Raw genomic sequence first — 24,560 nt, 5'->3', positions numbered from 1 at the left:
GAGTGGCGTGCCCCGGATTACCCTGCGGCCAGCGGGGCAATCCGGGGATCATCAGACAAGTCATTGTCATGGCCAGTGGCCAGGATAAGAGGGTGAGGCAGGGCGATTATCATGCCGCTCTTGTCTTTCTCTATCCTGTTTCGACATCCCTGTGGTATGCCCACGTATCAGGCCGACATTCAGTCTCTCTTTTTATATGCTTTTCATGGCCCACGGCCACTAAGTGAAATGGCTCACAGAATCGTTTTATTTCTTAATTTTTGATGAGAATTTAGTTATAAAAAGGCCTATTCTCGGTATGAACTTTTCCGAGACAAGGACTGTGACCCATGTTCAAACCCAAGCACTCAGCCTGGTTAGTTGCTGCTGCCTGTGCATTGCCAAGTTATGCCGCCATGAATATTCAGCCTGATCCACAAAATGCCGGTGGATATGTGATTGCTGCGCCAGAATTGGCCGTCGTTGAAAAAAGCAAAACTGCTAATCCCATGTATGGCGTCTGGTCAAAAGCATTGGCGACGCGGCCAAATAATATTGTCGATGCCATCATGCCAAGAGCGGCCAGCAACCCGGATAACGTCAAGCGGGTCGAGCGGGTGTTCACGGAGTCTGACTGGGAATATTTAACCCAGATGGCGGCGCCGGAATATACCTATGAACGCTTCTTGCGGGCCATAGGTAAATTCCCAGCTTTTTGTGGTGAATATACCGATGGCCGGGATTCGGATGCTATCTGCAAAAAATCCATAGTGACCGCCTTCGCCCATTTTTCCCAGGAGACGGGTGGTCATATCAGCAAAGACAATATTTCTGATAATCCGCTGGCGCTGGAGGAGTGGCAACAGGCACTGGTGCATGTGCGTGAAATGGGTTGGTCAGAGGGGCAGGCGGGTTACACCACTGGGTGTGGGCAAAATGACTGGCAGAACAAGAAGTGGCCCTGCAGTACGGGGCAGGGCTATTTCGGTCGCGGCGCCAAGCAGCTCTCTTATCACTTTAACTACGGCGCTTTCTCCGAGGCGATGTTTGACGGCGATGCCTCTGTGCTGCTCAACAACCCGGGGCTGGTGGCCGACTCCTGGTTGAACCTGGCGTCCGCCATCTGGTTTTTCCTCACCCCCCAGGCGCCCAAGCCCGCCATGCTGCATGTAATTGACCGCACTTGGGTGCCCTCCCAGCGCGAGATAGCGGCCGGCATCGGCTATGGCTTTGGCACCACTATCAACGTCATCAATGGCGGCATAGAGTGTGGTGAACAGAACAAGGACAAGGGCCAGCCGGTCAACCGGATCCGTTATTGGGAGGGGTTGGCCGAGCATTACCAGATCCCCGTCAAGGCCGACGAGAAGAACACCTGCTGGCAGCAGACCCCCTACGGCAGCCTGAATCTGAACGGCGCCACCGATGTGCTTTATACCAACTGGGATGGCAACTGGAAGTACTACCCGGACAGACCCGGCGGTTACTCCTTCGAATGTGAGCTGGTGGGTTTTCAGACCGCCTATTCTGCCCTGGTGCCGGGAGACTACGAAAAGTGTGTGACCAACTTTTACGGCTCCCATGCCAACTGGCCGAAAGTGCGCATTGTCGCCAAGCTCGATCCCGCACCGGTCGATCCGGTTGATCCGCCCGTTGACGGGCATGCTGCCTGGGATATCACCAAGGTTTATCCGGCGGGGGCTAAGGTCAGTCATAAGGGGGCTGTTTATCAGGCCAAATGGTGGACTCAGGGTAATGAACCCGGCAAGGGCGATCCCTGGGCGCTGGTGCCGGCCAAGTGAGATACGTGTATTTTTCACTGTACTGACGTCATCAGTCTTGCATGTGACGAAATAATGAGAAGGGAGGCATCTTGCCTCCCTTCTATTGTGGTTTTTAGTATCAACCCATTTAATGGATTGGCGGTTTTTATATATACCTGCGGCTAAGGTACATCGATGCAAGTAAACGAAGATGTATCAATCTCTTCTTGGCTAAGCAGCCCGAACTTCAATATTCTGGAACTGCATTCAGATGACTGCCACGGCTTGCAATTGCTGACGGATAACATGCACTCATTACCTGAGCAAAGGTAACTGGTTTGATTAAGGCGATTCAGCGCATTACGTTCATAGATAGACGCAATCACTGCGCCAACATTGGCTGCCGTATCTCCCTCACAAGAAAAACGCTCAACCATGATGTCTGTATTGGCGTGTCGAAACACCTGCTCAAGGCTGATTGGCAAGGTATCCCGTATTGGATTTGACATATGATCATATCGCCACACTATACCTGCCCCCATCACGGCACCGATCAGAAGCAAGGCCGCTGACTCAAACTTTTTCAATAGTGATCCCCTGTTGCTTGGATATTTGTCGTGCGATATCTGCGCCCCATTTATGGCCATGATGGCAGATGGCAGATGGCAGATGGCAGATGGCAGATGGCAATACGCTATTTATTATCATGTCGCCGAGGTCGTTGGTATAACCATGTTTCATTGGTGTTTTGTGAGGCAGTTAATGGCGAGGACGTGACAGGCATGGTACTCATCTGATGCGAAATCTGGCCGAAGAACGGCTTGGACCCATCTTGTTAGGGAGGCGTTATGCAAGGACATTGTTTGTGCGGCGGCATCGTTGTGTCGACCGGAGGTCATCAGGAGGTCAATCTCTGCCACTGCACCACCTGCCGGCGCTGGTCGGGTGGACCGCTGTTTGCGGTGCATTGCGGTGCGGACGTGCGCTTCACCGGGATCGCCCCTGTCGCCTATCGATCATCGGAGTGGGCGGAGCGCGGATTTTGCCCCACCTGCGGCACTCACCTCTTCTATCACCTGCTGCCGACGGATGAGTACATAGTGCCAGCTGGCCTCTTCCAGATGGAAAGGTTCCAGCTAACGAGCCAGATCTTCATCGATGAGAAGCCTGACTTTTACGAGTTGAAGAACGAGACGCCCACCCTGACCGGCCAGCAGGTGTTCGAGCAGTTTGCGCCCAAGCCATGATGTCGCCTTCTTGATCCGCTCATGTGATATGACGTGCCGGGTGCGGATCACTCAGCCGCTTCATTAGTGCAGGCTCGTCAGGCCTTCCCTGAGCAGGTCTGGATTGAGGAAGGTATTGAAGATGCTTAACTCATAGGGCCTTTCGATGGGGGGGTTATCTGGAATTCACTATTTCATCTGCCAAGAGCTGCGTATCAACCCTTGTTGCAAAAAGCGTGTGAGGTGCTGGCAGGTGCAGGTGGGCGGATCCTTTCCAGTGGTGGGCGGGACAAGGTCCGGTTAGCTGTGGTGCTGCGTCAGACCTGAATGCAACATCATTCAGGTCTGACGCATGCGGGGAGTCTTTGGTGTGGTCACATTCGGGCTTACGGCTGCTCAGTTGCCTCTTTGATGCAGCAGTTTCGCCCCTGTTTTTTGGCCAGATAGAGCGCTGTATCGGCCCGGCGCACCATGTTGTCGACGTTATCTTGTGGGCCTTGACTGGCGCTGATGCCGATACTGACGGTAAGCGGGATCTCGATGTCGGCGCCCAATGGGTGGCTCTCTGACGCTATGGCTAGCCGGATCCGCTCTGCACTGGCCCAGGCCAGATCCAGCGAGGTTTCCGGCAGCAAGATGATGAACTCCTCGCCACCCCAGCGGCCCAGTATGTCCACCTCCCGCAGTTGCTTGGCAATACGCCTCACCAGACTGAGGATCGCCTGATCCCCTTGCTGATGGCCGTGTGTGTCGTTGACTTGCTTGAAGTGATCGATGTCGAGCAGCAGCAGACTCATGGTATGGCCGAAACGCTGGCAGCGCTGCACTTCCTGCTTGACCAGCTCATCGAAGCGGCGCCGGTTGGCGATCCCGGTCAGGGGATCCGTGGTGGCCGCCACTTTCAGCTCTTCCACCAGACGGGCCCGCTCCGAAATGTCCCGCAGTATGGCGGTCATCTCAGTGGTTTGGCCCAGATTGATCTTGGCGATGGTCACTTCCAGCGGAAATTCGCTGCCATCACGGCGTAGACCCATGACGGAGGCGCGGGCGTGCATGGGGCGCGAGTTGATGGGGGAGTTGCTGAAGGCTCTGAAATAGCTCTCGTGGTTGGAGCGAAAGCGCAGGGGCAACAGGGTTTCCAGCCGTTTGCCCACATAGCTCTCATCGACCCCGAACATCTCGCAGGCGGCGGTATTGATGAGCTCGATACGGGATTCGCTGCTGACGCTGATGATGCCGTCATAGGCCGAGTTCACCACAGCTTCAAAACGCTTTCGACTCATTTTGAGTGCATCTTCCAACTGCTTTTTGGCCGTGATGTCGATGGCGGTGACTATGATGCGGGTGATCCGGGACTGTTCGGGAATGATGATGGGGGAGAGGATGAAACGCCACCAGCTGGTACGCGACAGAGTATCGATGGGGAGCTCGCTCTCCAGCCCGGTTTGCTGGCTGACACAGTCATGCATCGGCTGCTCTATGCTGCCGGTGATGTAGCGGGGAAACATCTCGTTGAGTCGTTTGCCTATGGTGCCCGGCACATCCAGCTCGAAGGCCTGGGCAAAGGTATCGTTGGCCGAGACCAGAATGAAGCGATCATCCGCATCCAGGGAAAATACCGCCACCGCCGCACCGATGGCATCGAGAGATGATTTGATCTCGGCATGAGAACCCTTTGTAAACATGCAACCTCCATGACGAATAACACATTGATATTCAGTATAGTGCTGCCGATTTACTCGTTGCGGGAGGCATATGGAGCTTTGATGTGAAGGTGGAGGTCGGATGCCTTGCTGACGTCACCAAGACGGCAACGGCAGCTCGTCGAGAAGCGAGCGCTATTCCTCTATGTCCAGCAGCACCAGGATGGCGCTGTCGCCGCCCCATTCACGGGGGGCCTGATGAAAGGCTCGTACATTGGGGTGCTGGGCCAGCCAGCTCGGGATCCGCTGCTTGAGGATGTGTTTGCCGATGCCGTGCATCACGGAGGCGACATGGATGTTCTCTTTCTGGCAGAGGGTGAGCAGGGCGGCCAGCTCCTGTTTTGCCTGATTCTGGTTCATGCCGTGCAGATCCAGATAAATCTCCGGTGGATAGATGCCGCGTTTGAGCTTTTTCAGCTCGAATTTTGACACATCGTCACGCACGTAACGGGTCGGGCCATCCTCATCGAGATGGGGCTGGTACTCGTCGCTGAAAAAGTGGCCAACCCCAAGCTTTTCGCGGCTTTCCCGCAGTTCGCGTTTCTGCTTGACCGGGCGCAGGTCGGCCCTTATGGTATCTTGCTTAATTTTCCGGGTACCTTTGACAGCATCGCGAAACAGCAGGCTTTCCTCGATCGTCGGTGAGGGCGTTTTTTTCATCAGAGGCTCATTTGTCAGGTATGCGTCTTGCCCGCTATACAGTGGGTGCTCGGGCCGGATATTACTCGACTTGGAGGTGGATTTGGACAAGATATTTATCGATGAGGTGGTTGCCGAGATGCACACCATCCAGGACATGTTGCGCTGGGCCATGAGTCGTTTCAACGACGCCGGGATCTTCTACGGACATGGTACCGACAACGCCTGGGATGAGGCCGTGCAGCTGGTACTGCCCGCGCTACATCTGCCGCCTGACGTGGATCCGGGCATGCGCCACTCCCGTCTGACCACCAGCGAGCGCCATCGCATCGCTGAACTCATCATTCGCCGCGTGCAAGAACGCGTGCCGGCCGCCTACCTGACCAACAAGGCCTGGTATGCCGGTTGGGAGTTCTACGTGGACGAGCGGGTACTCATTCCCCGTTCGCCGATTGCCGAGATGGTGGCCAACCGCTTCGCCCCCTTCCTCAAGCATGAACCGACCCGGATCATGGATCTCTGTACCGGTTCAGGTTGCATCGCCATCATCATGGCTCACGAATTCCCGGATGCGGAAGTGGACGCCATCGACATTAGCGTCGATGCGCTGAACGTGGCCGAGCGCAACATCACCGATCACGGTCTGGAGCAGCAGGTCATCCCGATCCGCTCCGATCTGATGCGTGATCTTCCGGTGGGTGACAAATACGATCTCATCGTCTCCAACCCGCCCTATGTGGACTCCGAAGACATGTCGGACTTGCCACAGGAGTTTCGTCACGAGCCGGAACTGGCGCTCGCTTCCGGTTCCGACGGCCTCAAGCTCACCAAGCGTCTGCTGGCCAATGCCGCCGACTTCCTCAAGGATGACGGCGTGCTGGTGGTCGAGGTGGGCAACAGCATGATCCACCTGGAAGCCCAGTTCCCGGAAGTGCCCTTTACCTGGGTCGAGTTCGAGAACGGCGGTCACGGCGTGTTCGTGATGACCAAGTCCGAGCTGGAGCAGTACCAGGATCATTTCGCGATTTACAAAAGCTAAGCAGGAGCACTCATGGCAGGGAACAGTTTTGGCCAACTCTTTCGGGTCACCACCTTTGGCGAGAGCCATGGCCTGGCGCTGGGCGCCGTGGTCGATGGTTGCCCGCCCGGACTCGAGATAAGCGAAGCGGATCTGCAGATAGACCTGGATCGGCGCAAGCCGGGTACTTCCCGCTACACCACGCCGCGGCGCGAGCCGGATGAGGTGAAGATCCTCTCCGGTGTGTTCGAGGGCAGAACCACGGGCACCTCCATCGGGCTGCTTATCGAGAATACCGATCAGCGTTCCAAGGATTACTCCGACATCAAGGACGTATTTCGTCCGGGCCATGCGGATTACACCTACCACCAGAAATATGGTCAGCGGGATTATCGGGGGGGCGGTCGCTCCTCCGCCCGTGAAACTGCCATGCGGGTGGCGGCGGGTGCCATTGCCAAGAAGTACCTCAAGCAGATGCATGGCATCGAGATCACCGGCTTTCTCTCCCAGCTCGGTCCCATCAAGGCGGAAGGCTTTGACGCGGCGCAAATTGAGCAGAACCCTTTCTTCTTCCCCGATGCGGGCAAGCTGGAAGAGCTCGATCAGTACATGCGCGATCTGAAAAAAGAGGGCAACAGTGTCGGTGCCAAGGTACAGGTCATCGCGACCAAGGTGCCTGTGGGCCTCGGCGAGCCTGTGTTCGACAGGCTCGATGCCGACATCGCCCACGCCATGATGGGCATCAATGCGGTGAAAGGGGTGGAGATAGGCGACGGTTTCGCGGTGGTGGAGCAAAAAGGCTCCGAACATCGCGACGAGATGACCCCGGCCGGCTTTGCCAGCAACCATGCGGGTGGCATTCTGGGCGGTATCTCGTCGGGTCAGGACATAGTGGTGAGCTTAGGCTTAAAGCCTACCTCCAGCATCACAGTGCCGGGCAAGACCATCAATACCGAAGGCGAAGCCATCGAGATGATCACCAAGGGGCGCCACGATCCTTGTGTTGGCATTCGCGCCGTGCCCATCGCCGAAGCCATGCTGGCGCTGGTGTTGATGGATCACCTGCTGCGCCATCGCGCCCAGAATCAGGGTGTGCTGACCCAGACGCCGCAACTGCGCTGATCGGTTTTTCGAATGCCCGGCTGATCCGGGGGCACGATCAAGAAGCACTGTAAATAACAGAGCAAGAAGGCGACCTCAAGGTCGCCTTCTTTATTGGCTTGAGTTTAATGCTTAGCGACTGTCAGCCTGGCTGGGGTTGTGCAGATGCTGGTCGAGGGATTGCTTCGCCCTCTGGATTGCCAAAGCGACAGGGAGGCGGGGCAAAGCGAATGTTTGGCGGGGGCAGGGTGGCGATGGCCTCATTGACTCGAGCTATCTCGGCCTCGCTTACTGCCTCTTTGGCAAACATCAGGCTGACTGGCTGGTGGTGCAGCAACAACTGACAGCTGATAATCTTCTCGGCCCCCAGCTGTGTCAGGCGATAGCGTGCGTATTGCCACTCCATGATGACCCCGTCCAGACGGCGGGCCAGCAACAGATCGATCAACCTGTCGTCGGCGTTGTATTCGGTGGCGCTCTTGAGGGCTGGGCAGTCCTCCATCTGCTGGGTGGGGCGGGTGCCGCGCAGCTTGCCCAGGCGTAGCGCTGTCTGCTGGCACAAGTCGGGGAGGCTCTGGATACGCTGCCAGGGATTGGCATGGCCCGGTATGGAGTTGTTGCTCAAGAGCACGAAGGTGCTGCGCCGGTAGGGGACAGAGAAACGCGCGAACTGGCGTCGCTCCGGCGTATCGAGCGCTCCCATGGCCAAGTCCAGCTGTTGCAGCTCGATGAGATGCAAGGCGCGGGCCCAGGGCAGATTGCGAAAACGCGTCTTCAGCCCCGCTTGCCTGAGGATCTGGCTGGTCAGGGTGACGTCCAGCCCATCCAGGGTGCCTTGTGGATTGATGTAGCTAAAAGGGGGCCAGTGATTCCAGGCGACCGTCAAAGGGGGCTTGGCGCCAAGGGGCAGACTTGCCCCCAGCGCTATGAGCAGCAGGGCAACGGGTCGCCATGCCCTGTGGATGCGTGTGATATGAACTGCCATGAGCCTGAACCTCCTTGTTCCGGTACTGAGATGATGGTCGCATCTTATCTGGCATCCAGCATAGCTTGATTCGAATGAGTTCTGAGGTGGGCGGGCTGAATAGGACGCTGACCCACTTTTTGGGTTTGTGCTGGGATGAATATCACATTTTTCTCGTTTATCCACAGCAACTCCGTTAGACTGCGCCTCTATTCTTTCCCCTTTGCTCTGCTCCCCGGGGAAATCGTTGTTTTCTCAATAGGCCCAGTTCTTGTGAGATGGCATCGGCTCAGCAGAGGAGCCCCACCACAAATCCCCGGCGCCACTATCCCTAGCAGGTAATTATGAGTTTTTCTTCCCTCGGTCTGGCCGAACCCTTGTTGCGTGCCGTTGCCGAGCAAGGCTACGACACCCCGTCTCCCATTCAGCTGCAAGCGATCCCCGCCGTTCTGGCTGGCCGCGACCTGATGGCGGCGGCCCAAACAGGGACTGGCAAGACCGCAGGCTTTACCCTGCCGATGCTGCAGCGTCTGATGGAGAGCAAGCGCAAGGTTTCTCCGAACCGTATTCGCGCTCTGGTACTGACCCCAACCCGTGAGCTGGCTGCCCAGGTGGGCGAGAGCGTGCGCAATTACGGCAAACATTTGCCGATGCGCAGCCATGTGGTATTTGGCGGCGTCAGCATCAATCCGCAGATGATGGCGACTCGCCGTGGTCTGGACGTGCTGGTGGCCTGCCCGGGCCGCCTGATGGACCTCTACAACCAGAATGCCGTCAAGTTCGACGAAGTCGAAATACTGGTGCTGGACGAAGCGGATCGCATGCTCGACATGGGTTTTATCCGCGATATCCGCAAGATCCTGGCCCTGATGCCCAAGCAGCGTCAGAACCTGCTCTTCTCCGCCACCTTCGCCGAAGAGATCCGCGAGTTGGCCACCGGCCTGCTCAACAATCCGGCAGTGATCGAAGTGGCGCCGCGCAACAGCACGGCCGAGCGTATCGAGCAGCTGGTGCACCCGTGCGACAAGGCCAACAAGATAGGTCTGCTGAGCCATCTGGTCACCAGCAATGACTGGCAGCAGGTACTGGTCTTCACCCGTACCAAGCACATGGCCAACCGTGTTGCCGAGACCCTCGACAAGAACGGCGTCAGCGCCGCCGCCATCCACGGCAACAAGAGCCAGGGTGCCCGTACCCGTGCCCTGGCCGGTTTCAAGGATGGTAACGTCAAGGTGCTGGTGGCGACCGACATCGCCGCCCGTGGTCTGGACATCGACAAGTTGCCGCAAGTGGTCAACTTCGAGCTGCCCAACGTGGCGGAAGACTACGTTCACCGTATCGGTCGTACCGGTCGTGCCGGTGCTGCCGGTCATGCCATCTCCCTGGTTGCTGCCGACGAAGGCAAGCTTATCAAGGCGATCGAGCGTCTGACCAAGCAGAACATCCCGTGCGAGCAGGTGGCCGGTTTTGAAGCCTCCCGCGAAACCCTGGACAACATTGCCCGTGGTATCGGCGCGCCCCTGCGCAAAGAGCCTCGTGACCCGAGCGAGCCGCGCCGTGCTGCGCCGCGTCCGCAAGGTCAAGGCCAGCGTCAGGGTGCCGGTCGCTCTGCCAATGGTGGCAACGCTGGCGGTGCTCGCACCGGCAACAGTGGCAAGCCCAAACCGCAAGGTGCGCAGCGTCCGGTTGATGCTGCTGGCAAACCGGCCCAGGCTCGTCGCCCCCGTCGCGCTACCCACAACCAGTAAGCAGGTGAGGGGATACCCTCACGCTGCATCGGTTGATATAAAAAGCCCTGCCAATCCGGCAGGGCTTTTGTCATTTCTGGTGGGCAGTTTATTGCCGCGTTTCGTCTCGATATCACTCCCCATACAGCTTGATCTCCAGCACATTGGCGATGGCACTGCCATTCCAGTGGTACTCCAGATGCTGGGCCTGATGGATCCGGGTAATGAGACAGGGGCGGTAGAGTACATGGCAATTGTGGCCGCTGTGACGCACCGAGCGGTAGTGGATGCCATCCACCCCCCGGGTTTTCTGCTCCAGGGCAAAGACTTGAGACTGGCTATAGCTGGTGGCGTGATAGAGAGGGGTGGAGAGAAACGCGTCCCCTGTGATATCGACCAGGTTGGCACTGAACTCGGCACAGAGCACCCGCATCTGCACTTTCTGGGCTGGTTCTCCGGTGTAGCCGAAGATCCGCTCCTGATGGTAGACAGTCTCCTTGACGGCGGTATCGAGCAGAGGTGCACAGTAATAACCACCGAAATCGCCCGTGGTAAAACGGGCCCCTTCCGGATTGATATGGGTAAAGGCGGCCATCACATAGCTGCCCCCGTGCAAGCCCACCAGCCAATCGGCCCTGGGGACGCGAGACAAGTCTCCCGCCTCCTCCCGCAACCTGTCGTTGGTCAGTGCCTCCATGGCCCATACCGCCTCCAGTTCGTCCGCATTGGCCACATCTTCATAGACACAGATAGTGGGGTAGCGGCTCGGAATGATCCGGTAGGCCCGCTCTCCCTTGAATGGGATCAGTGGCGGCTCCTGCATCAGGCCATACCCCCGCGCCAGGCGTGCAATCGGGTCGCCACTTCATAGAGATCCGCCACCCGGCCACCCTTCATGATCTCCATCGCGCTGCGGCCGGCAAAGAAGGGGTGGCTGTTGGGCTTGCGTACCCAGCCATAGATGCTGTCATCGGCGCTGAACAGTACCCTCAGGCTCTTGTGGATGTTGAGGAGATAGCTCATCCGTTCCTGCATATCCACGCTGAGGCGGATCCCGCCGTTTGACTCCTTGTATTTGTTCAATGTTGAACGAGATGAAATGCCGAGCAGTGTCAGTTGTTCATCTGTGTTGCACTGCCACTTGTCCAGGATGCGGAATACCACAGGCAGCGCCTTGCTGGGGTCTATGGCGCCTTCTTTCATTGCCTTTTGTGCTGTTGCGGCCATATCTCCTCCTTGTATTGTTCACGCCGGATAAGAGGGCGTGAAGGGTTTATCTGCACTCAGTGTAGAAGACTTGTGCATATATGTACATATTTGCGTGACTAGTGATGAATATGTACATCGATGTATGTGCTGAAGAAAGCGGCATGACGGGGCTAAGTGATACCGACCACGATAAGGAGTCATCATTGGGTTTTACTGTACTCCTGCTGGCAAAAAGCCCCGCCAACTGGGTTGGCAGGGCTTTCGTTATCCATCATGGGGCGAGGGTTACAGAGCTGGCAGTAATCCCAGGCTGACACTCACCTGTACGCCGACGATCAGCACCCCCATGGCACCGGCAAGGCCCAGGGCCAGTACACCACCCGGGGCGCGGTAGTGGTGCGCCTCTGCCTGCTTGCGGCTCTGCCACACCAGGGTGACCGGCAGCAGTACCGCGAGGATCGCCAGTGCAATGGCGGCGTAGCCCAGTGCCATGATGAAGCCTTGCGGGAAGTAGAGGGCAAACAACAGGGGCGGCACGAAGGTGATAAGCCCGGTCTGGCTGCGGCCCTGCCAGTTGTCCTTGCGACGAGTCACTTTGGCCATGAAATCAAACAGCCCAAGGGTCACGCCGAGGAAAGAGGTCGCCAACGCCAGATCGGCAAACAGGTGCATCGCCTGATTGAACGCAGGCCAGCTCACCAGATTGCCGACGCTGGCCAGGAGGCTGTCGAGCGCGCCGCCGGTCTGGATCAGGGTTTGCTGACCGAGCAGCCCCAAAATGGCCACTTGCCACAGCACGTAAAGGATGAGCGGCAGGGCGGAGCCCCACACAAAGACCCGGCGCAGCTGCTTGGGGCAATCCCCGAGATAGAGCATGACGCTCGGGATGGAGCCGTGAAAGCCGAACGAGGTGAAGATGACGGGCAAGCCTGCCAGCAGCAACCCCTGGCCGAGCGGCAGGGAGAGCAGGTGTTGTCCTTCTGCGCGGGGCAGCAGCAGCCCCAGTACCGCCACCATGATCACCAGTTTGACGGTAAACATCAGTCGATTGAGGTAGTCCACCGAGCGGGTACCGACGCAGACCATGCCACCGAACAGCAAGGTAAAGGCCCAGGCAGCCTGCTCCTGGCTAATGGTCATGCCCGCATCGTCCAGCGCCTGGGCCAGCAGGCTGCTGCCGCCACTGATGTAGGCGGAGGCCAGGGAGTAAAACAGCATCAGGATACAAAAAGAGGCGATGCCCTTGCCCCAGGGGCCGAGCAGGTGATCCGCCAGCTGGTGCAGGTACCACTTGCCGGTGTTGAGGCTGGCCTCCACTTGCAACATGGCGGTGAAGGCCATCAGGGCCCAGAGCCCAATCATCAGCAGCAAAGTGGCGGGGCCACCCAGAGATGAGGAGGCCAGCGGCAGGGCCAGCATGCCGGCGCCTATGGTGGTGCCGGCAATCAACAGGGTACAACCCAGGGTTTTGGTGTTCATTGTGTCCATCCGGATCGAGAAACTGCGTGTTCATAAAGAGTGAAAGTGGCGGTGTCATCAAGACGTCTCCGGGGTTGAAACCGGAGGCTAGCAATATCGGAGTGGACGCATCGTTACGAAAAACCCGTTGGTTGTAAAAGATGGTTGCCAAGTTAACGGATCAAAATAGTGGAAACAAGCCTGTAAAGGCGGATTTTGTACTGGAAGGGCGCAATAGGTGGAAATAAAAGATGACAGAACTATGTGTTGGGGAGTGAAAAGGGCTGGCAAGCCAATGGAGGAAAAACGCGCTGGCGAAGATGGCGGTCGCCGCCAGCGCGTGAGGGGGTTGCTTAGCGTCGGCGCTTGAGGGTCCGGCTCACGTAATGCAGCCCGCATTGGTACTCGCCATTGATGGCCTTGAGGGCGAGCTCCAGCGCCTGGCTGGCCAGTGCATCGTGTTGCTGGGGCAGGGAGTTGATGCCAAAGGGGAGGAAATCGAGCAGGCGATCGTCGCCGAAGGTGGCCATGGCGAGCTGGCTCATGTCGGTCTCTTGTTCCAGCAAATAATCCAGTACCCCCTCCATCAATATGTAGGAGGTGGCAACCAGTGCTTCGGGCAGCTGGCCGAGTTGATGATGAAGTTCCTTGATCAGGCGATAGCCTTCGACGCGGGAGAAATGTGCCCCCTCGCACAGGTGGCGGGCCGTGGTATGGCGGGAGACGGCCTGCTCGAAGCCCGCTTTTCGTTCCTGACTGATCGTGAGTGCCGGCAGCGCGGTGATCAAGGCGATGTGCTTGAGCGCCGGGGTGAGCAGGGAGGCGGTGAGATCAAAGCTCGCCTTCTGGTTTTCACTGGCGACGGTCACGAACTTGTCGGCGGCCATGGCCCGGTCGATGGCCAGCACATGGATGCCGCGCGCCTGCTGGCGTGGATAGAAGGGATCGTCCGGCGGCAGGCAACTGGCCACCAGCAGGGCATCCACATGGCGACTGGCCAGCATCTCGGCCAGTTCTTTCTCGGTGGCGGGTTCATCTTCCGAGCAGACGATCAGCAGCTGATAACCCTGGGCTCGGGCCCCCTGTTCGAGGCGCTTGGCGAGCTTGGCATAACTGGCGTTCTCGAGGTCGGGCAGGATAAAGCCGAGGGTCTTGGTCTGGCCGCCGCGCAGGGAGGCGGCGCGGCTGTCAGGTTGGTAGTTGTGGGCGGTCACCACCGCCATCACTTTGTCACGGGTTGCCTGACTGATGCGGTATTGATCGGCCTTGCCATTGATCACATAGCTGGCCGTGGTGCGCGAGACACCGGCGAGGGCGGCGATTTCATCCAGTTTCATCATATCGGCTCTGTTTGAGTTGCAAGGCCCACGGTCACTGCCAGGTGAGGGCACCGAAAAGTGTGCGCGGGATCATATCATTGAAAAGCACTCTTTGCGGGTACTTGATCAATTGGCTGAAACGATTCAGTCTGAGTGTAAGTGAAACGATTCAGCTTGTCAGCAGGCAATCGATGTCCGGGTATAAAAATGCGATACCGCTCCGGCGGGATGCAATCCGGTCTATTGTCAGCAGGCAAATTACCCGAATTTTCAATTGTATTGATCCGGTGAGCCGCACGGCCAGCCCGGAACCTGATGGAGAATATCTATGTTGAAGTTGGCACAGCAGCAGATTTTGCTGGGGCAGTCGGTGGCGACCAAGGCGGATGCCATCGCTCTGCTGGCAAGCAAACTGACCGAGGCCGGTCTGGTGGAAGCAGGTTATGTGGACGGCATGCTGGCGCGGGAAGCGCAGCACGCCACCTACCTTGGCAGCGGCATCGCCATTCCCCACGGCACCACGGATACCCGCCATCTGGTCAAGAGCACGGGTGTCATGGTGGCCCAGTTCCCCAAGGGGATCGAATGGGACGAGGGGCAGATCGCCTATGTGGCCATCGGCATCGCCGCCAAATCCGACGAGCATCTGGGCATCTTGCGCCAGCTTACCCATGTGCTGGGTGACGAGCAGGCGGCAGCTGCGCTGAAAAATGCCACAGATGCCGACACCATCATCAATATTCTGACCGGTGCCAGCGCGGCGAAAGAAGTGCAGTTCCTGACCCTGGCCAACTTCCCCGCAGACGACCGTGACCAACTGCTGCTGGGGGCTGCCGCTCGCGCCAAATCCGCCGGTTGGGGGGAGGCCGCCATGGTCAGCTCACTGCTGGCAAGTGACCCTGCCTATCTGGGGGAGGGCGTCTGGCTGGCCCGTACGCAAGCGGCCCAGACCGGCTGGGTCGTGGCGACCCCGAGCGCGCAGTTGCAGGCAGGGGAACTGCCGGTCAGCACCTTACTGCTGCTGTGCGCCAGCGATACGAGCCATCTGCCACAGCTGGACAATCTGGCCAAGCTGGCCGCCGCAGGCCAACTTGCGACGCTGGCTGGCGCCGAGGGCCTTGCCATGTTGCAAGCAGGGCCGGCGAGCGGCCTGTCTGATACCTTCACCATCATCAACCCCCATGGCTTGCACGCCCGTCCGGGCGCCATGCTGGTCAAGGTGGCCAAGGAGTTCGAATCCGACATTCGTGTTGCCAACCTCGATGGCAGCGGTGAAGCCGTCTCTGCCAAGAGCCTGATGAAGGTGATCGGCCTTGGGGTCAAGTGCGGTCATCGCCTGGCATTTCGCGCAGAAGGGGCGGATGCCGAAGCGGCCCTCAAGGGCATTGGTGCCGCTATTGCCGCAGGCCTGGGTGAGGGGGCGCACTGATGGATATCGTCACCATCACCCTCAACCCGGCGCTGGATCTCACCACTCGTCTCGAGGCCATGGCCCTTGGTGAAGTGAACCTGGTGAGCGAAGCCAATTTGCGCGCCGCAGGCAAGGGGATCAACGTTGCCATGGTGCTCAAAGACTTGGGCCGTGACGTCGGGCTGACCGGCTGGCTCGGCGCTGACAATCAGCAGAGCTTCGTCTCGCTGTTTGCCGAGCGAGCCCTGGGTGATCACTTCGTGCGCGTGGCGGGCAATACCCGCATCAACGTCAAGATCTCCGAGCAATCTGGCAGGGTCACCGATCTCAACTTGCCGGGGCTCATCATTGACGAGCGTGAAGTGAAGGTCCTTGAGGCCGCGATTGACGAGTTGGCGCCACAGGCAGACTGGTTTGTGCTGGCGGGCAGTCTGCCCAAAGGGGTGGCGCCTGATTATTGCGCCCGCCTCATTACCTTGCTCAAGGCCAAAGGCAAGCAGGTGATCTTCGATTGCAGCGGCCTGGCCCTGACGGAAGGCATCAAGGCCGCACCGACCCTGATCAAACCTAATCTGGAAGAGCTCAGCCAGTGGGCCGGTCGTCCCATCAAGACCTTGAACGAGCAGGCCGAGTGTGCCCGCGAGCTGCAGGCTCAGGGGATAGCCCATGTGGTGATCTCCAACGGTGCCGACGGCCTCGTCTGGTTTGGTCCGGATGCCACCTGGCAGGCCATACCACCCCGTATGCAGGTCGTCAGCACCGTCGGTGCTGGTGACTCCCTGGTCGCGGGGCTGGCCCATGGCCTCAGTCTCGGCTGGGCGCCGGAGCAGACCTTGCGTCTGGCCACCGCCGTTTCGGCGCTGGCCGTCAGTCAGGTGGCAGTCGGTTTTAGCGATATGAATGTGTTGACACCCTTACTCGAGCAGGTGCGTGTGCAACGTCTGGATGACCTTGCCCCTGCTCAACTCAATACCCATTCCCCTTCAATGGAAAACTCAGGAGATGCCCAATGAAAGCAATCTTGGTCACGGCTTGCCCGGCGGGCATTGCCACCAGCTTTCTCGTTGCTAAACGGATAGAACAACAGGCCAAACTGGCGGGTTGGGAGCTCACACTCGATGTTGGCTCCAGCGTACAACCGCGCCAGATCCCCTCAAAAGAGCAGATAGCCGCCGCTGATCTGATCCTGGTGGTGGCAAGTGCCCCCGTGGATCTCGCCGCCTACGACGGCAAGCGTCTCTTTCAGGGGAGCATGGATCTCGCCTTGCAAGATCCGGCCGCCGTGCTCGACGCCGCCGCCAGTGGTGCCAGTGTCTATCATCATCAGGCTGCGCCGGTCGCCGCCGCCCAGCCGGCCTCGGCCAAACGCATAGTCGCAGTCACCGCCTGTCCGACCGGGGTGGCCCACACCTTCATGTCGGCGGAAGCGCTCGAGACCATGGCCAAGCAGCTGGGTTACCAGATCCGTGTCGAGACTCAAGGCTCGGTCGGTGCCCAAAATGCCCTGACCGCAGATGAAATCGCAGCCGCCGATCTGGTGTTCCTCGCCACCGACATCGAAGTGGACATGACTCGTTTCGATGGCAAGCAGGTGTATCGCACCAGTACCGGTGCTGCGCTGAAGAAGACCCGCGCCGAGCTCGACAAGGCGTGGCTGGAAGCCAAGGTCTATCGCCATAGCGGCGCCAGTCAGCCCAAGAAGGAGGAGAAGGCGGGCCCCTACAAGCACCTGCTGACCGGTGTCTCCTTCATGTTGCCCATGGTGGTGGCCGGTGGTCTCATCATTGCCATCTCCTTCATCTTTGGTATCGAAGCGTTCAAGGTGGAAGGCAGCCTGGCCGCCGCCTTGATGACGATTGGTGGTGCCTCAGCCTTCGCCCTGATGATCCCTGTGCTGGCCGGTTACATTGCCTACTCCATCGCCGACCGTCCGGGTCTGGCGCCAGGCATGATTGGCGGTATGCTGGCAAGCTCCCTGGGCGCAGGTTTCCTCGGCGGTATCGTCGCCGGTTTCCTGGCCGGTTACAGTGCCAAGTACCTGAGCGACAAGGTGCGCCTGCCGGTGACCCTGGAAGCGCTCAAGCCCATCCTCATCATCCCGCTGTTTGCCAGCCTGTTTACCGGTCTGGTAATGATCTACGTGGTGGGTGGTCCGGTTGCCGGCATCATGAGTGCCATGACAGAGTTCCTCAACAACATGGGCTCTGCCAACGCCGTGCTGCTGGGTGTCATCATAGGTGCCATGATGTGCTTCGACATGGGTGGTCCGGTCAACAAGGCGGCCTACGCCTTCGGTGTCGGCTTGCTCGCCTCCAAAACCTATGCCCCCATGGCTGCCGTGATGGCCGCCGGTATGGTACCGGCACTGGGGATGGGGATCGCCACCTTCCTGGCGCGCGCCAAGTTCATCAAGACGGAGCAGGAAGCAGGCAAGGCCTCCTTCGTACTGGGTCTGTGCTTCATCTCCGAGGGGGCCATTCCGTTTGCCGCCAAGGATCCGATGCGCGTCATCCCGGCCTGCATGGCGGGTGGTGCCCTGACTGGCGCGCTCTCCATGCTGTTCGGCTGCGAGCTGGTTGCACCTCACGGTGGTCTGTTCGTGCTCTTCATTCCTAACGCCATCAGCCACGTGTTCATGTATATCCTGGCCATAGCGGCAGGTTCCCTGGTGACAGGGGTTGGCTACGCCATGCTCAAGCGCGGCGAAGAGCAGGCCAAGCTGGCGACGACCTGACAACGTCAAGGGTGTAAATGACAAGGCGACCTGCGGGTCGCCTTGTCTGTTTCTGATGGGGGTAAACAAGCGGAAGAAGAGGGCTAGCCCGTGGGCAAGTTAAAAATCCCAGCCGGACTGCGCTGGCTGGTTGGCTTGCTCGGCCTCTTGTGCCTTGCGGCGCGCGGCCTCAACCCGTGCCTTGCGGCCACGGCAAAGACGCATCACCTCCTGCTGCTGGGTTTGTGTCATGGTGAGCCAGTTGAATCGCTCCTCCCGATTGCGCAGGCAGCCCTTGCAGTAGCCCTTGTTGTTCACTTCGCATACCCCGATACAGGGGCTCTGTAGCGGGAAGATCTCGAGCTGTTCCATCCATGGCCTCTCTCACCTTGTTACCTTGTTATAACCCAGAAGATCCTCTTTGGAGAAATCCGTCGCCAAGGGGGTGAAGGCGTTTGCTTTCCCCCAGCAAATTTGGCATCTTCCCCGCCAAGCATGAGGCTTGGTGTTATATGAGGACATATGAACAAACACGCGTACTGGCTGACCGCTGCCGTGCTGGGGCTGGCCGGTTGTGCGGGCAATCCTGAGCAGGCGCAGGTGCCCAAAAAGAAACCCGATGCCGGATGTTTTCTCAACTGCGAGGTGCCGGAAAACCTGGGCAAGCAGTATCTGGACGGTGCCCTGCCGGGCGATCTGGTGCGGGTAGAGCGCATCAACAGCCGCCAGCGTTCTGATTTCAGCAAGTTCGGCCCCCAGAGCCGGTTGGTACTGGAACGTTCCGGCAAGATGACCCGCCGTTATGGCGAGCTCTATCATCAGCTCTCCCGCTGGGTGGCCAATGGTGGCAATCCGGCTCATATCACCCAGTACGGCATCAGCCTGGCCCAGCTGGGCGGCGCCGATCGCATGGGCAACGTGCTGTTCACCGGTTATTACTCGCCGGTGCTGGAGGTGCGCCATCGCCCGGATGCCAAGTACAAGTACCCTATTTATGCCATGCCAAAATGTGGTGGCCGCTGCCCAAGCCGGGCCGATATCCATCGGGGGGCGTTGGCCAACCGTGGGCTGGAGCTGGGTTATAGCAAGTCTCTTATCGACAACTTCCTGATGGATGTGCAGGGCTCGGGCTTTGTGCATTATGGGGATGACGATCGGTTGCAATACTTGGGTTACAGCGGCAAAAACGGTCACGGCTATGTGAGCATAGGCCGGGTGCTGATCGACCGGGGCGAGGTACCCAAAGAGAAGATGTCGATGAAGGCCATCAAGGATTGGGCCAACGCCCAACCGGAGGAGAGCGTCAAGGAGCTGGTTGAGCAGAATCCCTCTTATGTCTTCTTCGAGCGTCGCCCCACCAATGACGTGATTGGCGCCGCCGGTATTCCGTTGCTGCCGCTGGCGGCCGTTGCGGCCGACAAGAGTTTGCTGCCGATGGGCACCCCCATCCTGGCGGAAGTGCCTTTGCTCGACAAGGCCGGCAACTGGACCGGCAAGCACCAGCTGCGGCTCTTGATTGCGCTGGATGTGGGTGGTGCCGTGAAGAAGGGGCACCTGGATCTTTACCACGGCATGGGTGAGAAGGCGGGTGTGGCGGCCGGTCACTACAAGCACTTTGGCCGGGTCTGGAAGCTGGGTCTGCACCATGGGCCGACTGCTGCGCCCTGGTTATAAGCAAAACAGGATATAAGCGAAACAGGGATTGTAATGGAATAAGGCGACTGTGGCGGGTGATGCCGCTTTGTAGCTAACCCACACAAGGCCTGATGACCCTTTCCCTGCTGCTCTTCCTTCGAGGGGAGGTGCCAAAGAAAAAAGCCGCCGGAGGCAATCCGGCGGCTTTTTTGTATGTGCTTATGTCCACAGTCTGCCGAGGAGGCTCAACCCTTCGTCAGGTCCAGCCGGATGGCACCGACCGGTTTGCAGCAACAGGGCAGACATTCACCCGGGGAGACAAACGCCAGCGGCACATTGGGGTAGTGCACCGAGCCTGCCAGCAAGGGCGTGCGGCAGGCGCCGCAATAGCCGCTGCGGCACTGGAACTCCAGCTGATGGCCGTGGCGCTCCAGGGTCTCCAACACGCTCTCGCCGGGATGGGCGAGCAGGGTGCCATCACAGGTATGTACCAGCGGCACCTGTGGTGCCTCCTGCTGCGTTGCAGGCTGCAGGGCAGGGGCCAAGGTGTTGGTTGCGTCACTCACAGTTCAACGTCACCTGATAAATTGTCTGCATCTAGGTTTCTGCCAGTCTGACCGAGCAGCATATCGGGTAGCTGACTTACAGCTCGAAATCGCCCAAGTCGTCTGCGTGTACTTCGCTCTCGATCCGACTGACCAGCATATCGGATGCTCACTCACAGCTCGAAGTCACCGAGATAATCGGCGTGCACTTCGCTGTCGATCCGACTGACCAGCATATAGGGTGCTCACTCACAGCTCGAAGTCACCGAGATCATCGGCATGTACTTCGCTGTCGATCTGGCCGACCAGGTAGGAGCTCACTTCAACTTCCTGCGGGGCGACCTGCACGTTGTCAGAGGACAGCCAGGTGTTGATCCAGGGGATCGGGTTTTGCTTTGCGCCGGCAAAGGCTGGCTGCAGACCGACCGCGTTCATGCGCAGGTTGGTGATGTACTCCACGTATTGGCAGAGGATGTCTTTGTTCAGGCCGATCATGGAGCCGTCCTGGAACAGGTACTCGGCCCACTCTTTCTCCTGAATGGCGGCTTCCTTGAAGATCTCGAAGCAGGCTTGCTCGCACTCGGCGGCAATCTCGGCCATCTCGGGGTCGTCCTGGCCGGTGCGCATCAGGTTCAGCATATGCTGGGTGCCGGTCAGGTGCAGCGCTTCGTCACGGGCGATCATCTTGATGATCTTGGCGTTGCCTTCCATCAATTCGCGCTCGGCGAAGGCAAAGGAGCAGGCGAAGCTGACGTAGAAGCGAATTGCCTCCAGGGCATTGACGCTCATCAGGCACAGATAGAGCTTCTTCTTCAGCTCGCGCAGTGTGATGGTGCGCATCTGTCCGGCGACGCTGTGGGTCCCTTCACCGTGCAGGTTGTAGAGCGCAGTCGCTTCAATCAGGTCATCGTAGAAGCAGCTGATGGAGCCAGCGCGTTTGAGGATCTGCTCGTTGGTCACTATGTCATCGAACACCTGCCCCGGGTTGTTGACGATATTGCGAATGATGTGGGTATAGGAGCGAGAGTGGATGGTCTCCGAGAAGGCCCAGGTCTCGATCCAGGTTTCCAGCTCCGGAATGGAGACCAGCGGCAGCAGCGCCACGTTCGGGCTGCGACCCTGGATGGAATCCAGCAGGGTCTGGTACTTAAGGTTGGAGATGAAGATGTGCTGCTCGTGGGGCGGCAGCGCCTGATAGTCGATGCGGTCGTGGGAGACATCCACCTCTTCCGGGCGCCAGAAGAAGGAGAGCTGCTTCTCGATCAGCCGTTCAAAGACTTCGTGTTTTTGTTGATCATAACGGGCCACATTGACCGATTGGCCAAAAAACATCGGCTCTTTGAGCTGGTCGTTTTGGGTTTGGCAGAAAGTTGAATAGGCCATGGTTACCAGAATGTATTGAATGGATAAACAGGAGAGCGGGAGCTTGTCGCTCCCGCCCGGTTGTCAGATCTTGCAATGGCTTATATTTTACAAGCCCCACCGGCACAACCGTCATCTTGCATATCGGCTTGTGCGTCATCCGCCCCATCACGGGTGTTGTGATAGTAGAGGGTCTTGAGGCCGTATTTGTAAGCGGTCAGCAGATCCTTGAGCAACTGCTTCATCGGTACCTTGTTGCCTTCGAAACGGGCGGGGTCGTAGTTGGTGTTGGCAGAGATCGCCTGATCCACAAACTTCTGCATGATACCGACCAGCTGCAGATAGCCATCGACGCTCGGTTGCTTCCAGAGCAATTCGTATTGATCTTTCAGGCGATGATACTCGGGCACCACCTGTTTGAGAATGCCGTCCTTGGAGGCCTTGACCGAGACCAAACCGCGCGGCGGCTCTATGCCGTTGGTGGCGTTGGAGATCTGGCTGGAAGTCTCGCTCGGCATCAGGGCGGTCAGGGTGGAGTTGCGCAGCCCCACTGTCTTTATCTCTTCACGCAAGGTTTCCCAGTCCAGGTGCAGCGGCTCGTTGCACAGGTTGTCGAGATCCTTTTTATAGGTATCGATGGGCAAAATGCCCTGGGCATAGGTGGTCTCGTTGAACGCCGGGCAGGGGCCGAATTCGCGGGCCAGCTGCACGGAGGCTTTCAGCAGGTAGAACTGGATCGCCTCAAAGGTGCGGTGGGTCAGCGCCAGACCTGAGCCATCGGAGTAACGGGCGCCGTTCTTGGCCAGGTAGTAGGCGTAGTTGATGACGCCAATGCCCAGGGTGCGACGGTTCATGCTGCCTTTCTGGGCGGCCTTGAGCGGGTAGTCCTGATAGTCGAGCAGGGCATCCAGGGCGCGCACGGCGAGATCCGCCATCTCTTCCAGATCTTCCAGCTTCTCGATGGCGCCGAGGTTGAAGGCAGACAGGGTGCACAGGGCAATTTCGCCCTCTTCGTCATCCACGTTGTTGAGCGGCTTGGTGGGCAGTGCAATCTCGAGGCAGAGGTTGGACTGGCGTACTGGCGCCACGCTTGGATCGAACGGGCTGTGGGTGTTGCAGTGGTCCACGTTCTGGATGTAGATACGACCGGTGCCTGCGCGCTCCTGCATCATCAGGGAGAAGAGATCGACAGCCTTGATGGTCTTCTTGCGAATGGCCGGGTCCTGCTCGTACTTGATGTAGAGCGCTTCGAACTTGTCCTGATCCGCAAAGAACGCATCGTACAGGCCAGGAGCATCGGACGGGGAGAACAAGGTAATGTCACCGCCCTTGATCAGGCGCTGGTACATCAGCTTGTTGATCTGCACGCCGTAGTCCATGTGACGGACCCGGTTCTCTTCCACGCCGCGGTTGTTTTTCAGTACCAGCAGGCTCTCCACTTCGGTGTGCCACAGCGGGTAGAAAAGGGTGGCCGCACCACCGCGTACACCGCCCTGAGAGCAGCATTTGACCGCAGTCTGGAAGTACTTGTAGAAGGGGATGCAGCCGGTGTGGAAGGCTTCGCCGCCACGGATGGGGCTGCCCAGACCACGGATGCGGCCAGCGTTGATGCCGATGCCGGCGCGCTGGGAGACATAACGGACGATGGCGCTGGCGGTGGCATTGATGGAATCCAAGCTGTCATCGCATTCGATCAGCACGCAGGAGCTGAACTGACGGGTCGGGGTACGCACACCGCTCATGATGGGGGTCGGCAGCGAAATTTTGAAGGTCGACACCGCATCGTAGAAACGTTTAATGTAGCTCAGACGGGTATCTTTCGGATACTTGGAGAAGAGGCAGGCCGCTACCAGTATGTAGAGGAACTGCGGGCTCTCGTAGATCTCGCCGGTGACGCGGTTCTGCACCAGGTACTTGCCTTCCAGCTGCTTGACGGCGGCGTAGGAGAAGTTCATGTCACGCCAGTGATCCAGGTGCTCGTTGAGCTCCTCGAATTCGGCCTGGGTGTAGTCGGTCAGCAGGTGCTTGTCATATTTGCCCATGTCTACCAGACGGGCGACGTGCTGGTAGAGGTGGGGCGGCTCGAACTGGCCGTAGGCTTTCTTGCGCAGGTGGAAGATGGCCAGACGGGCAGCCATGTACTGGTAGTCCGGACTTTGCTCGGAGATCAGGTCAGCAGTGGCCTTGATGACGGTTTCGTGGATATCGGCGGTACGGATACCGTCATAGAACTGGATGTGGGACTTGAGTTCCACCTGGGAGACCGACACGTTGTCGAGCCCTTCGGCGGCCCAATCCAGCACGCGGTGAATTTTATCCAGATCGATGGGTTCTTTGTGGCCGTTACGCTTCGTCACAAACAAGTTCATTGGCTGATGACCTTCAGTTGATTCCCGAAAAACCATCGCACTGCGCTGGCCTCGGCGCCGTGAACGGCTGCGGGAGGTGGGGGCGTATTGTGCGATGAATCACAAGATATAGTGTTATTTTGAGTTCGAGCTACAAGATAGTGAGGTCGCCCTCGCTTTGCAATCTGTGGATAAGGCATTAGCTGTGGATAAATTGTGGGTGTCGAGACCCATGTTAGTGGACGCTCACAGTGAGTGGGTTTTCATGCGTCCGATCCGGTAAATGCAAGTCTGATGATCGAACATGGAAAATTTAAATAACTTTTTTTGCTTGCGAAAACGGGGTGTTTTTACTAGCAAATTCAGTCTGGTTATCCCTTGTGCAGCAAGGGTCAAAAGGTGTCCTGTCCCAGTCTGTTGGCGGTTGCCAAACCGCAAAA

The 24,560-nt window shown here is 58.4% G+C and carries 21 protein-coding genes; 9 read left to right on the top strand and 12 right to left on the bottom strand.

Annotated elements, in window-relative coordinates:
- Positions 1–329 precede the first annotated feature (329 nt).
- The gene (locus tag AC1P02_RS17040) at positions 330–1,781 is read left to right on the top strand and encodes a chitinase (protein WP_485182732.1); all 1,452 of its coding nucleotides are present in this window, start codon (positions 330–332) and stop codon (positions 1,779–1,781) included.
- 143 nt (positions 1,782–1,924) lie between these two features.
- On the opposite strand, the gene AC1P02_RS17035 is transcribed toward AC1P02_RS17040, so the two are convergent.
- Entirely contained in the window at positions 1,925–2,329 is a 405-nt protein-coding gene (locus AC1P02_RS17035; protein WP_485182731.1) for a hypothetical protein, read from the bottom strand.
- 261 nt (positions 2,330–2,590) lie between these two features.
- On the opposite strand from AC1P02_RS17035, the gene AC1P02_RS17030 reads away from it, so the two are divergent.
- Positions 2,591–2,989: a GFA family protein gene (locus tag AC1P02_RS17030; RefSeq protein ID WP_485182730.1), complete on the top strand. Its 399-nt coding sequence runs from the start codon at positions 2,591–2,593 to the stop codon at positions 2,987–2,989.
- 365 nt (positions 2,990–3,354) lie between these two features.
- On the opposite strand, the gene AC1P02_RS17025 is transcribed toward AC1P02_RS17030, so the two are convergent.
- Positions 3,355–4,653: a sensor domain-containing diguanylate cyclase gene (locus AC1P02_RS17025; RefSeq protein ID WP_058393944.1), complete on the bottom strand. Its 1,299-nt coding sequence runs from the start codon at positions 4,651–4,653 to the stop codon at positions 3,355–3,357.
- 153 nt (positions 4,654–4,806) lie between these two features.
- Entirely contained in the window at positions 4,807–5,331 is a 525-nt protein-coding gene (smrB, locus tag AC1P02_RS17020) for an endonuclease SmrB (RefSeq protein ID WP_005315464.1), read from the bottom strand.
- Positions 5,332–5,413: 82 nt separating this feature from the next.
- On the opposite strand from smrB, the gene prmB reads away from it, so the two are divergent.
- Positions 5,414–6,349, top strand: coding sequence for a 50S ribosomal protein L3 N(5)-glutamine methyltransferase (prmB, locus tag AC1P02_RS17015; RefSeq protein ID WP_275909822.1), 936 nt, complete (start codon positions 5,414–5,416; stop codon positions 6,347–6,349).
- A gap of 12 nt (positions 6,350–6,361) precedes the next feature.
- Positions 6,362–7,450, top strand: coding sequence for a chorismate synthase (gene aroC, locus AC1P02_RS17010; RefSeq protein ID WP_099993302.1), 1,089 nt, complete (start codon positions 6,362–6,364; stop codon positions 7,448–7,450).
- A gap of 121 nt (positions 7,451–7,571) precedes the next feature.
- On the opposite strand, the gene AC1P02_RS17005 is transcribed toward aroC, so the two are convergent.
- Entirely contained in the window at positions 7,572–8,414 is an 843-nt protein-coding gene (locus AC1P02_RS17005; protein WP_485182729.1) for a substrate-binding periplasmic protein, read from the bottom strand.
- A gap of 323 nt (positions 8,415–8,737) precedes the next feature.
- Between AC1P02_RS17005 and AC1P02_RS17000 the strand changes: the two genes are divergently transcribed.
- Positions 8,738–10,141, top strand: a complete 1,404-nt coding sequence (locus AC1P02_RS17000; protein WP_058393941.1) for a DEAD/DEAH box helicase — start codon at positions 8,738–8,740, stop codon at positions 10,139–10,141.
- 112 nt (positions 10,142–10,253) lie between these two features.
- Here the strand turns inward: AC1P02_RS17000 and AC1P02_RS16995 are convergent, their stop codons facing one another.
- The 4 genes from AC1P02_RS16995 to cra all read right to left on the bottom strand — a co-directional run bounded on the left by AC1P02_RS16995 (position 10,254) and on the right by cra (position 14,127).
- A complete protein-coding gene (locus AC1P02_RS16995; protein WP_058393940.1) occupies positions 10,254–10,943 on the bottom strand; it encodes an RES family NAD+ phosphorylase in 690 nt (229 codons plus the stop codon).
- The gene (locus AC1P02_RS16990; RefSeq protein WP_005315478.1) at positions 10,943–11,347 is read right to left on the bottom strand and encodes an MbcA/ParS/Xre antitoxin family protein; all 405 of its coding nucleotides are present in this window, start codon (positions 11,345–11,347) and stop codon (positions 10,943–10,945) included. Before AC1P02_RS16990 ends, AC1P02_RS16995 begins: the two co-directional genes overlap by 1 nt.
- A gap of 267 nt (positions 11,348–11,614) precedes the next feature.
- Complete coding sequence (locus tag AC1P02_RS16985) at positions 11,615–12,808, bottom strand: aromatic amino acid transport family protein (RefSeq protein ID WP_005315480.1); 1,194 nt, start codon at positions 12,806–12,808, stop codon at positions 11,615–11,617.
- 332 nt (positions 12,809–13,140) lie between these two features.
- Positions 13,141–14,127, bottom strand: a complete 987-nt coding sequence (gene cra / locus AC1P02_RS16980) for a catabolite repressor/activator (RefSeq protein ID WP_058393937.1) — start codon at positions 14,125–14,127, stop codon at positions 13,141–13,143.
- 307 nt (positions 14,128–14,434) lie between these two features.
- On the opposite strand from cra, the gene fruB reads away from it, so the two are divergent.
- Genes fruB through fruA form a run of 3 tightly spaced genes read left to right on the top strand, consistent with a single transcriptional unit; the run spans position 14,435 to position 18,251 of the window.
- Positions 14,435–15,535, top strand: coding sequence for a fused PTS fructose transporter subunit IIA/HPr protein (gene fruB, locus AC1P02_RS16975; RefSeq protein ID WP_485182728.1), 1,101 nt, complete (start codon positions 14,435–14,437; stop codon positions 15,533–15,535).
- A complete protein-coding gene (gene pfkB / locus AC1P02_RS16970) occupies positions 15,535–16,530 on the top strand; it encodes a 1-phosphofructokinase (protein ID WP_485182727.1) in 996 nt (331 codons plus the stop codon). The genes fruB and pfkB overlap by 1 nt, the downstream gene beginning before the upstream one ends.
- A complete protein-coding gene (gene fruA, locus AC1P02_RS16965) occupies positions 16,527–18,251 on the top strand; it encodes a PTS fructose transporter subunit IIBC (protein WP_485182726.1) in 1,725 nt (574 codons plus the stop codon). The genes pfkB and fruA overlap by 4 nt, the downstream gene beginning before the upstream one ends.
- Positions 18,252–18,350: 99 nt before the next feature.
- Here the strand turns inward: fruA and AC1P02_RS16960 are convergent, their stop codons facing one another.
- Complete coding sequence (locus AC1P02_RS16960; protein ID WP_005315494.1) at positions 18,351–18,602, bottom strand: DUF1289 domain-containing protein; 252 nt, start codon at positions 18,600–18,602, stop codon at positions 18,351–18,353.
- Positions 18,603–18,752: 150 nt separating this feature from the next.
- Between AC1P02_RS16960 and mltA the strand changes: the two genes are divergently transcribed.
- Entirely contained in the window at positions 18,753–19,904 is a 1,152-nt protein-coding gene (gene mltA, locus AC1P02_RS16955; protein ID WP_058393933.1) for a murein transglycosylase A, read from the top strand.
- 206 nt (positions 19,905–20,110) lie between these two features.
- On the opposite strand, the gene yfaE is transcribed toward mltA, so the two are convergent.
- The 3 genes from yfaE to nrdA form a co-directional block, all read right to left on the bottom strand.
- Positions 20,111–20,431 carry a class I ribonucleotide reductase maintenance protein YfaE gene (gene yfaE / locus AC1P02_RS16950; RefSeq protein ID WP_275909180.1) on the bottom strand — a complete coding sequence of 107 codons (321 nt, stop codon included), beginning with the start codon at positions 20,429–20,431 and terminating at the stop codon, positions 20,111–20,113.
- Between the two features lie 228 nt (positions 20,432–20,659).
- Positions 20,660–21,793 carry a class Ia ribonucleoside-diphosphate reductase subunit beta gene (gene nrdB, locus AC1P02_RS16945; RefSeq protein ID WP_021140537.1) on the bottom strand — a complete coding sequence of 378 codons (1,134 nt, stop codon included), beginning with the start codon at positions 21,791–21,793 and terminating at the stop codon, positions 20,660–20,662.
- An 80-nt stretch (positions 21,794–21,873) separates the two neighbouring features.
- Positions 21,874–24,141, bottom strand: a complete 2,268-nt coding sequence (gene nrdA / locus AC1P02_RS16940) for a class 1a ribonucleoside-diphosphate reductase subunit alpha (RefSeq protein WP_485182725.1) — start codon at positions 24,139–24,141, stop codon at positions 21,874–21,876.
- Between the last annotated feature and the right edge of the window lie 419 nt (positions 24,142–24,560).

Source organism: Aeromonas sp. TS_SC_11 (assembly GCF_057318915.1).
This window is presented reverse-complemented; position numbering and strand designations above follow the sequence as displayed.